Consider the following 13568-nt stretch of genomic DNA (forward strand, 5'->3'; position numbering starts at 1 on the left):
GCTGCTTCGAGAATCAAGAGGATTAGGCCTAATTACGACGTAGTGGTTCTTGAGTCATCCAACATGGTTAGCCACGCCCCATGCGGTATACCCTACTTCCTAGGGGGCCTTTTCAACGATGAATCACTCTTCATGCATTATACACCTGATTACTTCATTAATGTTAGGGGCATTAAGGTAAGGATTAATGAGCGCGCTGTTGAGGTGGGTTATGGATTTGTTATAACTAATGCCGGTAATCGCATGGAGTGGGATTACTTAATATTAGCCACGGGATCGGTACCAAGGATCCCTAACATACCTATTAGTGGCGATAAAGTATTCACGATTCACCACCCATCTAAAGCCATGGAGGTTAGGAGGGCACTTGATGCAGCCAATGTGATTGGTATTGTTGGTTCAGGTTACATTGGGCTTGAGGTGGCTGAAGCAATGAGGATTAGGGGTAAGGAAGTTATTATGGTGAGTAAGTCAAGTTACCCATTAAGTAGGTCGCTGGATAATGATTTAGGTGCATTAATTACTGGTGAATTGATTAGAAGTGGAGTTAAGGTTAAGTTAAATGAGAGGCTTATTGAAATAAGTAAGCAAGGTGATTCACAAGTAATAATCACTGATTCAGGCAGGTACATGGTTGATGCAGTCGTATTAGCCACAGGTGTAGCACCCAACGTGGAGTTAGCTAAGATGCTTAACCTAAGGATTGGTGAAACTGGAGCCGTATGGGTTAATGAACATATGGCCACAAGTAAGGATCACGTTTACGCAGCTGGTGATGTGGCGGAGACTATTAATGTAGTAACTGGTGAACCTTACTGGCACCCATTTGGCACCACTGCGAATAAGATGGGTTATATCGCTGGTAGTAATATTGCTGGTTTAGGGTTAAGGTTCCCTGGCGTAGCTGGTACATCAATGACTAGGTTCATGAACCTATATGCAGCATCAACAGGCTTAACGGAGAAGGAAGCCGTGAGGCATGGCTTAAGGGTGGCCTCAGCTGTAATAAAGGCTCAAACGAAGGCTAGGTACTATCCGGGTAATGGAGAACTCACTATTAAGTTAATTGCTGAGAAGGGTTCAGGTAGAATAATTGGTGGGCAATTCATCGGCAATGATGGTGGGCAGGTACTTGGTAGGGTTAATACCTTAGCCTCATTAATATATAAGAAAGCCACAGTGGAGGACCTTTTCCTAACTGACTTAGCTTATCTTCCACCGGTTACTCAGGTTTGGGATCCATTAATAATAGCAGCACGCCAATTATTCAATAAACTATGACTCTCTCCACATCCCCTTAAGATGAGGATACATTGCATCAGCCCTGATGTTGATTTAATGCTAGTCCACTTGGGCGATACCCTAATTAATCACAGCCTTCAGTCACATTAATTAAACAGTACTTAGCACTGTACCCATGGGGGTCAGCCAATTCACTAATAGGCTTAGGGCCTTTATGAAAAGTATCAGGAATCTTGGAGTTGAATTAGCGGTAGTCTCCACCTCAGTTAATATTAGGTACTTAACAGGGTCTCGTATTGAAACCTTCGAGAGATTTGGCGCCTTATTAATATGCCTAAATAATGAGGAATCAACGTTAATTATACCTAAGCTTGATGAGGGGAAGGTTAAGGGACTTGGTTTACGTTACTTAACCTACACTGACTCGGAGGGGCCTAGAGCTCCTATTGAGAGGGTTACTTCAGGCTGTGGGAAGGCTACTGTGGTTGGTTTCGAGTCAAATGCACCACTGAGGCATCTTTGGTTACTTAGGAGTGTACTAGGTGATTTTAAGGATTTACCAATTGATGATGCATTAGTAAGCCTCAGGATTATTAAGGATGAGGATGAGATTAGTAGCATTAGGGCTGCTGTTAAGGCGATTGAGGAGGGTTTTAAGGCTGTGGAGGATTCATTAAGGGTTGGGGTAACTGAGGTTAAGCTTGCTGAGGTAATTAGGGATGCTATTTCTGATGCGGGTGCCGAACCAAGGGATATCCTTGTTCAGTCAGGTCCAAATTCAGCAATCCCTCATTGGTTACCCAGTAGTAGGCGTATTAGTGATAATGATGTTGTGGTTGTTGACTTAACTGCAACGTACAATGACTATTATGGTGACTTAACGAGAACGTTTACTGTGGGTAATGTTAATGGTGAATTCATGAAAGTTTATAACCTAGTTAAGAGGGCTCATGATGAAGCCATAGCTGCAATTAAGGATGGCGTCACCGGATCATATATTGATTCAGTGGCTAGGCATGTAATAAAGGAGGGGGGTTATGGCGAGTACTTCATACATAGAACTGGCCATGGAATTGGACTTGAGGTTCATGAGGAGCCATACATAAGTGGTGATTACGCTAAGGCATTACCAAGAGGTTCAGTATTCACTATAGAACCAGGCATATACCTGCAGGGTAAGTTTGGTGTAAGGCTTGAAAGCAATATAGTAATAGGCAGTAATGGCGTGGTTGAGGTTATTGACTCATACTGGCCGGACATTAATTAAACCTGGTTACGTTACCCCCTTCTTTATTCCCTTAATTTTAACAATATATTATGGAGATTAATCATTAAATTCTTTAATTTTATATTTGTAAATATAATGAAGCGTTTATATGATTTGGATAAAATTTAAAAATATGCATACATAATGAATATGCATGATTAATGTAATTCATGTTATATTGTATCATTATGGGGATTGGACTGAGTTAACTGAGAAGTATGGTATGGTAATTGACAACCCCTACTATGTACCAGTTCAATCAAGGGGTATTAACTTCGAGTTATTTAGAATTTATGAAAGGTATGGCCCATATGTTAAGGAATTAATAAATAGGATTAGGAACCATGGAAGTACAATAGTTAAGGTTATTAATGTAATTCCAAGTAGGGAATACACGGATACTGTTATGTATGGTGACTATAATAAGAGTATTAAATCCATATTCGTTAATAACATGTTCATAATAAGTTACTCAAGCTTTAAATATGGTTTAGAGTATTACACAGCAATACTACCACCTATCAAAGCTTCCGTAAGCAAGACATTATCAGAATTAAAGAGCCAGCTTAAGGAAAAGGCCGACGTCCTATCCTTTAAGCAAGAGCGAACAAGGCAATTACCTACTAAGATCATTACGGAATTAACACCAATGGAGAGGAGTGTAATTAATACTGCATATGAGTTAGGCTTCTTCAATTATCCACGTAGCGCTAGCCTTGATGATGTAGCTAAGGAGTTAAAGCTATCGAAGGCAACTGTAGATTATCACCTAAGGAACGCAATAAGGAAAATAATATTCAATTACCTAATAAGGAGAGAGAAGTTAGACTGGGAGCAGTATTAATTCTTAGATTCCACATAATATATGATTGACCATATTTCATTTATATTTAGATGCATTAAAATTAGATAATACGCATAGGATCCATAAGTATTTTTCTAATAATATAAGAATATCTAATGAACACTTTCATTAAAATATACTAATATTTATAAGTAACAGTTAATAATTATTAATAATGCCTAGTAGACGCATACTATTGCTTGGATTATTGCTTTCACTTGCATTACCTGGAAGTGTGGCTAATGCTCAGGTTACCGTATCAACACCCAATTTCATTATTTATAATGAGGTAAACGCAAGCAGCGAATTCATAGGTAAATTAAGTTATTTCATTCAATATGTGTACAATGATTATGTTATTAATAATAGGTTAAGTATGATGCAGCCGTGCAATGGTTCAAAATACATTGTTTACATTACAAATAATGTAAGTGACTTAGGGGGTTATGTATCCTATGGCCCACTATGCATTAACTACATTGAATTCAATAGTAATGCTAACATACCCTACTCAGTATACTACACGCTCCTCCACATGACTAATTACTTCGCTGAGGCACCAAATTATGATTCAACATGGTATGGGGTAGCTTCATCAGTGGGTTTAACTGAACGCCTCAGTGGGTTATGTAACTACGTTAACTTATTCTTCACTAATCAGTACTGGTTAAGAAATCCATATGATTACTTTAACCAATACCCATACTATGGTGCATTCCCTTATGGTGCCTTATTCTATTGGTTAATGAACCAGTATACGCCGCAATTCATATTAACAATGACTCTTAACTCAACGCAGTCAATTAATACTTGGGTTAATGTTGAGTACGTGATTTTCCTAACATCAATGGTTCACGGAATTTACCTATGCGGTACCTTATATAAGCCAACCTTTACAGTAATTAATCCCAACAGTACCCTATACCTAATTATGCCAGGTTTAACGGCAAGATACTTCATTATTAATGGATTAATCAACGGTGCTTTAACAATTAATGTTAATGGTAATGTGGTAAGCGACGTAGTTATTAATGAAACAATATTCGTAACTAATGGTTCAGTCTACGTAGCCCTAGTGAACCCTACCTTGAGCCAGGAATTAGTTAAGGTAGTTGTGGTGTACCATGGAAGCACCATGGGTAACATTACTAACCAGTACCTAATACTAATCCTAGCCGTAATGATGCTGGTCTTCACCATTGCGCTTGTGATGGAATTAAGAAGGCGCTAATCTTATAATGGGCGATTAAACTATTGTGAAGTTAACCTCAGGCAGTAGCCCCTCCTCATGACCCCACTGCAGTAGGGTCCTAATCGCCTTTTCCCCCTCATTTCCCATGTCCACAGTGTAGTTATTGACATACATATCCACAAACCTACCTGTATCACTCATGTTAAGTCCCCTTGAGAATTTCATAGCATACTCAAGCGCCTCCTCCCTATGCCTCATCGCATACCTCAGGGACTCAAGTAATGCATCCCTAATTAACCTAGCATTATCCATACCTAGGGATGCCTTAACAACATCTAAACCCAGAGGTGTTGGTAATTTAGTTTGCTCATACCACCATTCACCTAAATCCATGATGCTTCTTAATCCATACCTATCATAGGTTATTTGCCCCTCATGAATTAACACCCCTGCATCAACGGCACCACTAATTACCGCATCCATTATCTTATCGAAGGGTACTTCAACGGCCTTAACATTAGGCATTGCTAACTTAAAGAGTAATGTTGCTGTAGCATAGGTTCCAGGTACAGCAACGAGTTTTACTTCACTACCCTTACCAACCACCACTGGGCCATACTTAAGCCCCATGGATGCACCAACCCTAAGCACGTAGTACTTATCAGCCACGTATGCTAAAGCATGAGTGCTTATAGCGGTAACATCAAGCCTACCGTGTAATGCAAGCCTATTTAACGTCTCAATGTCAACTAGAAATTCCCTTATCTTAAAGGGGAAGCTAACTTTACCTGCAGTTAAGGCATAAAACATGTATGCATCATCCGGGTCAGGACTATGACCTATTAGTAACTCCATAACCAAACCTATTACCACGGCTTTATAACCATTTACTAACATTGCAGATAAGAGGGTTTGTGAAGGTTATGAATACTTAAATTACATGATTATTGAACATGCACTAATGCGGGTAAAAATTTCCTTAAGTGCTATTCAACTACTATGCTTCTTACTCCGCGGTTCGTCTTAACATCCTTAAAGAATCTTGTGTATAAGTATATGTTGATTCCATTTATGATCACTGTAACTATGAATGGGGTAGGTAAGGCTACGTAGTCGATCATGGCTCCACTGGACAATGTTGCAGCTGCTGATGGCAGTAATCTAGCTGCTTGATTAGCGCCAGCGGTGGTTGATCTTGAGCCTTGACTAACCAGGCTCATCATTAAGGCTGACTGTGCAGGTAGGGATACTACCCTAAACATTACGTAAATTAGGTATGCTATCATGGCTATAGCCACATCATAGCTCAATACTGGGGAGAAGTGGTTAACGAAGGGTAGTGTAATTAGGGCTGCGGTGGATATTGACCTAGTTAAAACCACAGTCTTAACGAAGCCAAGCCTACTGGTTATAATTGGTGTTAGCAGTGATATTAATGCAGCAGCCACACCACCCAGGAAGAAAATATTCCCTATCTCACCCTTAGGTATCTTGAGGAGTATTTCAAAAATTATGGGTAGGAATGGCGTCACTAGGCCCTGCCCAATACCATTAAAGGCACCGGTGATGATGAACCTCCTAATAACCTTCCTATCCTTTTCATCTAACTTACTATTAACGGAACTGCACTTACCCCTAACCACACCCTCACTATACCTATCCCTAACAGGCAGTATTGCTATGAATGAGGCTGTTGAAAGCCCCAAGGCAATCATGAAGCCCTCCCTGTAACTTAAGTGAGCCAATAATGCACCCACCGCCCCAGCTAGACCTGAGGCTAGGTTAAGTAGTGAGTACACCATAGTCCTATTCTCCTCATTAGTCTTATCAGCTAGTAATGCAGTCATCATAGGGGCAACAACAGCCCCAACACTACCACTAGCCAGGGCCCCAGCAGTTCCGAATCCACCTAATGCCGCAGCAATGAGGAGTAAGGCGTAGTTGGAGGTTAATAGTAGCATTGCTGTTGCAGCTGGTAGGAATAGTAATGCTATTAATAGTATCTTCTTCCTACCATAGCAGTCGCCAAGCCTACCGAAGTATAGGCTCATTAAAGGTGTGGTGAAGGCGCCAACACCAAAGAATACGCCTATTAAGGTGGCTGATAGGTGAAGTACATTATATAGGTAAAGCCCAGTGGTAACACCAAGGGCACCTGTAGCAATACTTCTAAGAACCCTAGACAATAATATGAACACTAAGTCACTTCTATCACTCATAAACCGACGCAGTATAAGTGGTTTTTTAAAACTAACCCGAATTAAGTAGGATTACGAAGCAAACATGCATCCCTTTTTAATTCAGCCTCATTAATTAGCTTAAACATTCATATCTCTGGCCGCCTCTAAGGAGCCTCTAAATAAATTCATTGGGTAGATTTAAAATATTAAATAAATTATTAAGATCCATAATCCAACCAACATGAGTAAGTGTGTGGAGGTTAATGAACTTGAGAGTTGGCGGCATTATCATTGAGGCTAGATGGAGGAACCGTAACAGTAGTATTCAGTAGGGGGAGGGGGAATGTGTGCTTGATATTACTGTATTAGGGGCATTGGGTCCTGATGGTGTTAGGTGTGTAGGCCGTATTAAGGATATTGGAGCCTTGATTAGATTTAAAGTTACTTGCGCATTAATTCAGCCTCATTCATGGCTTTCTTAAGCAGTAAAGCCACCACGTGTTCGCAGGGTTTCATTGAATTCCTACATTTACTACAGCTCCATACTTCATTCTTTAAGTCAACTTCAACCCTGGCTCCATTAACATACCCCCTTATCACTGAGCCGTTTAATGATTCATCACTTATCTTATCTAGGAGTAGTTTAGCCCTCTCTATAGTTAATTTAGGTATCCTTAAGCCCATCATCCTGCCTACTTCATTCTCATAATCTTCACTCTTAACGCCCCAGTACTTATCTAGGTTTATGTCGCCTCCACCATACTCAAGTACCCTATTCCTAAGCTTCACGATTATTGGTACTTGGCCACCAACTATTGGGCCCATTATTAGTGATTCACCAATGTTTAGTGATGCAAGTATCTTATCTAGGTTACTGTTCATTAATTCCCCAGCCTCAAGTAATGCCTCCCTATCCTTAGGATTCACTATCCTGAGTAATGCGTAATTCTGCACTTGACTTAATATATCCTGGTCAATTTTCGATGGCCTCTGCGTTATTAGCACTAGGAAGACGCCGAATTTCCTACCCTCCATGGCTATCCTTGAGAGTACACTATACGTTAAAGTCCTCTTACCATTACCTGGGGCGAAGCGGTGGGCTTCCTCAACAATAATAACCACTGGGTAAGGGTACTTGGGGCCGGGTAACCTCCTCACGTAATTTATCCTAGCCTTAAGAACCCTACTTAATATACTGTATGCTACATGGTCTTGAACTGAGTCATCTAAGCCAGCTAGGTTAATTATTGAGGCGTGCCTAGCCTTAAGTAGCTTAAGTAAGCGTGTACTTAATGGTGAGTAAACCCCAAGTCTCCTAAGCTTCCTAACATACCTCTTAGCCGCTAATGCAGCATGCCTACCAGCTGATTCGCTGGCTAAGTCATTAAGTTCAGATAAGACTACTGTAAGCTTCCTGAAGTACTTATTATCATTTAAGTTACCTGTAGGGTACTTGGTGCCGAATAGGTTCTGCAGCATACCCACCTGTATTCTCCTGCCTGAGGCTACTTGAGCCAGGATCCTCTCCATATTCCTTAATGTGGCTAGCTTAGGGTCACTGTACGCCTTAGCCGCTAATTTAACGCAGCGGTGAGCCAGTGAAAAGGCTTCCCTAATCCTAATTGCCTTATCATCTATACCCGACACTGAGGCTATGTGGTCAGGGTCAGCAACCATTAACCCAACCCTATAGGTTAAGTCACCGGTATGCTGCTTAGAAAGCTTGAACACTGTTAAACCGACGCCATCCATTTTACTCACGGTTTCCTTAGCCTTAACGTACTCACCATGTGGATCCAGGATCAGCACTGTGGCGCCTAACTTCAGTAACTCCTCAATAACTAGTACGCTTAGCCAAGTCTTACCATTACCAGTGGCCCCTATTATCGCCATATGCCTACTAATTGCCTTCTCATTTAGGCAAACCTTAACATCCTGCATGCTAGCCAAGTAGCCTATGCATAACCTACCTCTTAAGCCTAAATACGATTTAACCAATTCAGGGTCAGCTCTGTAAACAGGAGTGGATACTGGTGGTGGTGCCTCAGGTAGCTTCAATAAATCCCCAGCCTTCTTACCTATTATAAGTAGTTTAACTAAAACAGTCTCCACTGGCTTAACACCATCATTAAAGACCACTGGCGCTAAGGAGTCACTAACCCTATATAACTCACGGTTTATCCCAGTTACTTGAGCCAGAATCTTTGAACCCCCATGCTCATAGTAAACGTAGTCAAATAATTTAACACCATCAGCATACCTTGGGTTAGCGATCATTGTTAATTCATCCACACCATTATTGCCAATTACGTAGCCCACTGGTTCCATTCAAGTAATTCACATTGCATGCATTATTAAGTATTATTAGTAAGTAGAGTGTGGGATTTCCTTTAACTTTAATTCCCTAAAGTACCAGAATTAAGCACTAGTTCACTAATACTTTAAGGCTATACGGAACAGTGAAATAATCTAGTGCATGTTATTAGATGATGCCGGACATATTCATGGACCTACTCATTAAGGAGCTTAATTCAATATCCAGTGAAGTAATGGGTATTGAGAATAATTTAATTGGCCTAGATGATGATGTAAATAAACTGTGGATTAAGATTAACGCCTCAGGCGGCTTCACAAAAGCAGTGGCTGTTGATGGTGGGTTACAGGAGGTTAAGTTGAGTAATGGTTACTCACTCAGTATGGCTAGGGCCATTGCTGTTAATAACATGGGTATGGAATCCATTAGGGCTGTTAAGGCTTCACTATTCCCTGAATCATCACCAGGCGGCATATTGACAATGGGGATGCTTGAGGTTGAGGTAGCTTTAAGGGCTATTAATGAGTATGGTGGTTTAAGATTCATCCTCATGGATGGGTCATTATTCGCTAAAATACTTGAGGCGCTGCACATAATACTATTGGGTAGGAACATTGGGGAGATATATGCAATACCTGAAGCCGTGAATCTGGTTAACGCCACCTCTAAATTAATTAATGAAGCATTTAAGAGGGGGGTTAGGTTATTATTCATTAGTAAGGATAATAGCCTCAGGGTGTATAAGGAGTACTTAATCCTAAGGAGGTTAAGTGAAAGTAAGAATACTAGGCTTAGGGATTTGGCTAATGATGGGTTAAACTACTACTCAGTTACTTGGTCAAGGATACTGAGGGCACGCTTCTTTAAATTAATGAAAAGCCTCAGCGTAAGTGAGGAATCCCAATTGATAAGTATGCTCCTTAACCAATCTGTTAGTGACTCAATAATATTAACATCATCACTACGCAGAATCAACTTAAACCACGGCATGGTGAAGCCAATGATTATAAGCGGTGGGTTAAGCCCACGATTAAGCCGCCTAACTGAATTGGACTTAGAATCCCTGATAGAGAAGAGGCTTAATGAGTCATTAATAATGAGGGGGATTAAGCCAAGCCTAGACCCCTCAACGTTAATTAACCTACCTCAAATAGCCTTAACCTACGTGGCCGTATCAAGGGATGACTCACCAATACTTGTTGAAATACCCATAAGGGGTGGCGGCTTCCTGCAGAGGCCTAGGATTAGGAACCCAGTTGACGTCAGTGAACTCATTGAGGTTTCTGGGCCAATCATAAGTGATTATGTTGATCCAATTAGGTATAATGGATTATTAACACTAGCCCACGTTTACGCCAACTTTACTGTTAATCAGCTGAGTGAGTACATAGCTATGCTTCAAAATAAGCTTGGTTTAAGATTCTCGAGAAGGCTTGGCTTAACTATACTTTAGAATTAAAACATGAGCACCATGAAAAATGCCGGTAGAGTGGATGAAGGTTGTAAACTGCAAAAACAATAAACCATTCAAAGAACCCAGTTCTTCAGGATGGGAGAGTAAGTCGGTTAAGGCCTAATTACTACTGGAAGCATTTAAAAATAATCAAGCAACCGCTATAGTTTAATGAAGGTATTTGTGAAGGAGCTTAAGTACGCTTCAAGGAGGCAGGTTGAGGTTATTGACATCACCAGTGATGTTGAGGAGGTTGTTAATGAAAGCGGCATTAGGAATGGCTTCATCATAGTATTTGCCCCCCACGCCACAGCAGCGGTTATATTAAATGAGAATGAGAGTGGGTTACTTAAGGATATTGAGGATAAGATCCTTGAATTATTTCCAAGGAGCGGAAATTATAGGCATAATTTAATTGATGATAATGCTAATTCACATTTAGCAAGTGCCTTCCTAGGGCAGGGTAAGGTAATACCACTTATTAATGGTTCATTAGTAAGGGGTACTTGGCAGAACATACTCCTAGTGGAACTTGATGGACCCAGGGCTATTAGGAGGGTTATTGTTGAGGTGATTGGTGAGTGAATAATATTGAGGTATTGGCAGCTTACCTAGTCATTGGTTTATCAGCCTCAGTGGCATTAAGCGTAATTGCGGTTAAGGCTAAGGTAATAAGGAGGGGGGCCGTGCCTCAATCAGTGCTTGTGGGTACTCTAGTAACATTATCAGGGCTCCCATCGGTCCTACTATTCATTCTATTCCTCCTCTACGCAACAATAGTAACCAGGTTAGGTAAGGAACCTAAGATTAAACTGGGCGTGGCCTATGACCTGGAGGGTAGGGGTGCGCGTCAAGTTGCTGCGGTGGGTTTTACACCATCAGTAATGGCAATGGTGAGTGCAGCAACATATGCAGTTGGCTTAGCTGCAGTGGCTAAAATATTCCTAATCTCCTACGTGGCGTCACTGGCGGCAACATCAGCTGACACATGGGCCAGTGAAATTGGGGTACTTTCAAGGAGTAATCCATTCCTAGTCACAATGCCCAAGGCCAAGGTGACTCCAGGTACATCTGGTGCGGTTACATTACTTGGTGAATTAAGTTCACTGGCTGGTTCAGCAGCAATAGCCTTAACCTACCTAGCCTTAGCCGCAGCCTTCAATCACTCACCCAACTGGGTTAAATTCAACTGGACCACGGTTAACCCAACTATTCAAGTGGTATTACTGGTCTTCGCATTAGGTTACCTTGGTGAAGTATTAGATAGTTTACTGGGTGCTTTAACTCAACCCAAGTATTACTGCGATAGGTGCGGCATGGTTACTGAACAGGAGGTGCATACATGTGGGGGTAGGGCTAGGTTAATTTATGAACCGAGGATTAAATTGAGTAATGAGGATGTTAACCTATTAACCAGCCTAATAGTAGCCATTACTACAGTGCTAGTGACTTTAGCATTCAGCCATTTATTAGGTTAATTAACCAGCTTAATCAACGTTAATGCGTATATTCAGGAATCATACTCCTGAGTATTCAGGACTAGATAACGTATACTTAGTGAATCATACCTTGTTAAATAGGGGGATTCCAGTTAATTCATGGCTGCTCAGGAACGCGCAAACTACCCCTCTGACTTTAGAGAAGTTGAAAGGTGGGTTAGTGAAGCCCTCTACAGGTCAATTAGCAGAGCCATGGGGACCTGCGTCAGCTTCACACCCAAGACACTATTAGAGTACATTAATAAGGAGAACGTTATACCAGTTGTATTAACCCTAATCAAACACATACTGGAGGAGCTCTATAAGCATGGATTACTGGAGAAGGATCAGAGTAGGAGTATAATTAGGTATAGGGTGTGTAGGGATAGCCCACTATGGAATCTGGCTAAAGATAGCCAGGACCCATCAAAAATACTAACCCTCCTAATGACTATAGTGGAGTAGAGTTAAGGCACCAGTAGTATCTTACCTATCCTTGATCCTGATTGAAGAGCCTCAAGGGCCCTCCCAAAATCGTGCAGCGGATACTTGGCAGCCACCACAGGCTCCAGCTTACTTAACTTAACCATATTAAACACTGAGGCTACATCACTTCTATTAGCTGCAATATTGCTAACTATTGCCACATCCTTAAGTATCACGTAACCTAACCTCAATGGATACGATTCATCAGGGTTCACATTACCCACTAGCAGTATTCTACCACCTGTTCTAAGGCTCCTTAGGGATTCATTAATGGTAGGTGTTCCCACAGCCTCAATTACAGCATCAACGCCATCACCTAGGCTCCTCTTAACCTCCTCACTGAATCTTGAACCAACTATAACGCTATCAGCGAATCTGCTTAAAACCTTAGCCTTATCCTCATGGCTAGTTACAGCTACTACCCTAGCTCCCATTGCCTTGGCAAGCTGAACAGCGTGAACACCAACACCACCACCTGCACCAGTCACTAGCACGGTTTCACCAACACTTAACCCAATCCTCCTAAGCCCCTTATGAATCATGGCTAATACGCATGGTGTTAAAACAGCTAACTCATCACTAACCCAATCAGGAACCTTAACAAGTGAGTTACCTGTAACTCTAGCATACTCTGCGAAGAATCCATCAACCTCCTCACCAAAGCTAAGCCTACTCCTGCAATAAGACTCCTCACCCCTAAGGCACATGTCGCATGTACCATCAACACTATGGAGAATGGGTACAACCCTATCACCAGGCCTAAACCTAGCATCCCTAGACTCCTCAACAACACCAACAGCCTCATGGCCAAGTACCACAGGATACCTCATCCTCGGGTAATAACCCCTCAATTGAAGTAAATCCCTATAACACAACGCCGCATACTTAACCCTAATTAATACTTCACCAATCCCTGGATCCGGCCTAGGTGACTCAGCAACCTCAAACCTACCCCTTCCAGTAACTATAATGGACTTCACGGCATTTAACCAAGCACCCAACTTTATTAAATATTTAATTCAACTGCTAAGAATAATTAAAACATAGTTAACCTCAGCTAAAGAAGCAGGAGGAATGAGGCCATTAATCCAACTAGAAATTAATTATCAACT

The 13568-nt window shown here is 41.3% G+C and carries 12 protein-coding genes; 8 read left to right on the forward strand and 4 right to left on the reverse strand.

What is annotated here, in order from left to right:
* From BP896_RS08645 to BP896_RS08660, 4 genes are all read left to right on the forward strand, one after another.
* Window positions 1–1281: FAD-dependent oxidoreductase (locus BP896_RS08645; RefSeq protein WP_291767577.1), on the forward strand; the 1281-nt coding region annotated here is incomplete at its 5' end.
* 136 nt (window positions 1282–1417) lie between these two features.
* Window positions 1418–2509: a M24 family metallopeptidase gene (locus BP896_RS08650; RefSeq protein ID WP_291767579.1), complete on the forward strand. Its 1092-nt coding sequence runs from the start codon at window positions 1418–1420 to the stop codon at window positions 2507–2509.
* Between the two features lie 154 nt (window positions 2510–2663).
* Window positions 2664–3353 (forward strand): helix-turn-helix domain-containing protein, encoded by a 690-nt coding sequence (locus BP896_RS08655; protein WP_291767581.1) that lies wholly within the window; start codon window positions 2664–2666, stop codon window positions 3351–3353.
* 175 nt (window positions 3354–3528) lie between these two features.
* Window positions 3529–4584 (forward strand): hypothetical protein, encoded by a 1056-nt coding sequence (locus tag BP896_RS08660; RefSeq protein ID WP_291767583.1) that lies wholly within the window; start codon window positions 3529–3531, stop codon window positions 4582–4584.
* A 15-nt stretch (window positions 4585–4599) separates the two neighbouring features.
* Here BP896_RS08660 and BP896_RS08665 read toward each other — a convergent pair whose 3' ends face one another.
* From BP896_RS08665 to BP896_RS08675, 3 genes are all read right to left on the reverse strand, one after another.
* Window positions 4600–5400: a menaquinone biosynthesis family protein gene (locus tag BP896_RS08665; protein WP_291767585.1), complete on the reverse strand. Its 801-nt coding sequence runs from the start codon at window positions 5398–5400 to the stop codon at window positions 4600–4602.
* 131 nt (window positions 5401–5531) lie between these two features.
* On the reverse strand, window positions 5532–6764 hold the full coding sequence (locus BP896_RS08670; protein WP_291767587.1) for an MFS transporter: 1233 nt from the start codon (window positions 6762–6764) through the stop codon (window positions 5532–5534).
* 402 nt (window positions 6765–7166) lie between these two features.
* Window positions 7167–9053, reverse strand: coding sequence for a helicase HerA domain-containing protein (locus tag BP896_RS08675; RefSeq protein ID WP_291767588.1), 1887 nt, complete (start codon window positions 9051–9053; stop codon window positions 7167–7169).
* Between the two features lie 158 nt (window positions 9054–9211).
* Here BP896_RS08675 and BP896_RS08680 point away from each other — a divergent pair, with 158 nt between their 5' ends.
* The 4 genes from BP896_RS08680 (at window position 9212) to BP896_RS08695 (ending at window position 12435) form a co-directional block, all read left to right on the forward strand.
* Complete coding sequence (locus BP896_RS08680; protein ID WP_291767590.1) at window positions 9212–10492, forward strand: DNA double-strand break repair nuclease NurA; 1281 nt, start codon at window positions 9212–9214, stop codon at window positions 10490–10492.
* A gap of 171 nt (window positions 10493–10663) precedes the next feature.
* On the forward strand, window positions 10664–11077 hold the full coding sequence (locus BP896_RS08685; RefSeq protein WP_291767591.1) for a secondary thiamine-phosphate synthase enzyme YjbQ: 414 nt from the start codon (window positions 10664–10666) through the stop codon (window positions 11075–11077).
* On the forward strand, window positions 11074–11970 hold the full coding sequence (locus BP896_RS08690; RefSeq protein ID WP_291767593.1) for a DUF92 domain-containing protein: 897 nt from the start codon (window positions 11074–11076) through the stop codon (window positions 11968–11970). Before BP896_RS08685 ends, BP896_RS08690 begins: the two co-directional genes overlap by 4 nt.
* Window positions 11971–12090: 120 nt before the next feature.
* Window positions 12091–12435 (forward strand): hypothetical protein, encoded by a 345-nt coding sequence (locus BP896_RS08695; protein WP_291767595.1) that lies wholly within the window; start codon window positions 12091–12093, stop codon window positions 12433–12435.
* Window positions 12436–12437: 2 nt separating this feature from the next.
* Here BP896_RS08695 and BP896_RS08700 read toward each other — a convergent pair whose 3' ends face one another.
* Window positions 12438–13436: an acryloyl-coenzyme A reductase gene (locus tag BP896_RS08700; protein WP_291767596.1), complete on the reverse strand. Its 999-nt coding sequence runs from the start codon at window positions 13434–13436 to the stop codon at window positions 12438–12440.
* Window positions 13437–13568: the final 132 nt, after the last annotated feature.

Source organism: Caldivirga sp. UBA161 (assembly GCF_002506515.1).
Taxonomy (GTDB): Archaea; Thermoproteota; Thermoprotei; order Thermoproteales; family Thermocladiaceae; genus Caldivirga.

Bases quoted from the DNA above. Each gene is read 5' to 3' on its own strand.
- BP896_RS08660 (WP_291767583.1), top strand. From the start codon at position 3,529: ATGCCTAGTAGACGCATACTATTGCTTGGATTATTGCTTTCACTTGCA.
- BP896_RS08650 (WP_291767579.1), top strand. From the start codon at position 1,418: ATGGGGGTCAGCCAATTCACTAATAGGCTTAGGGCCTTTATGAAAAGT.
- BP896_RS08675 (WP_291767588.1), bottom strand. From the start codon at position 9,053: ATGGAACCAGTGGGCTACGTAATTGGCAATAATGGTGTGGATGAATTA.
- BP896_RS08685 (WP_291767591.1), top strand. From the start codon at position 10,664: ATGAAGGTATTTGTGAAGGAGCTTAAGTACGCTTCAAGGAGGCAGGTT.
- BP896_RS08680 (WP_291767590.1), top strand. From the start codon at position 9,212: ATGATGCCGGACATATTCATGGACCTACTCATTAAGGAGCTTAATTCA.
- BP896_RS08665 (WP_291767585.1), bottom strand. From the start codon at position 5,400: ATGGAGTTACTAATAGGTCATAGTCCTGACCCGGATGATGCATACATG.
- BP896_RS08670 (WP_291767587.1), bottom strand. From the start codon at position 6,764: ATGAGTGATAGAAGTGACTTAGTGTTCATATTATTGTCTAGGGTTCTT.
- BP896_RS08695 (WP_291767595.1), top strand. From the start codon at position 12,091: ATGGCTGCTCAGGAACGCGCAAACTACCCCTCTGACTTTAGAGAAGTT.
- BP896_RS08655 (WP_291767581.1), top strand. From the start codon at position 2,664: ATGATTAATGTAATTCATGTTATATTGTATCATTATGGGGATTGGACT.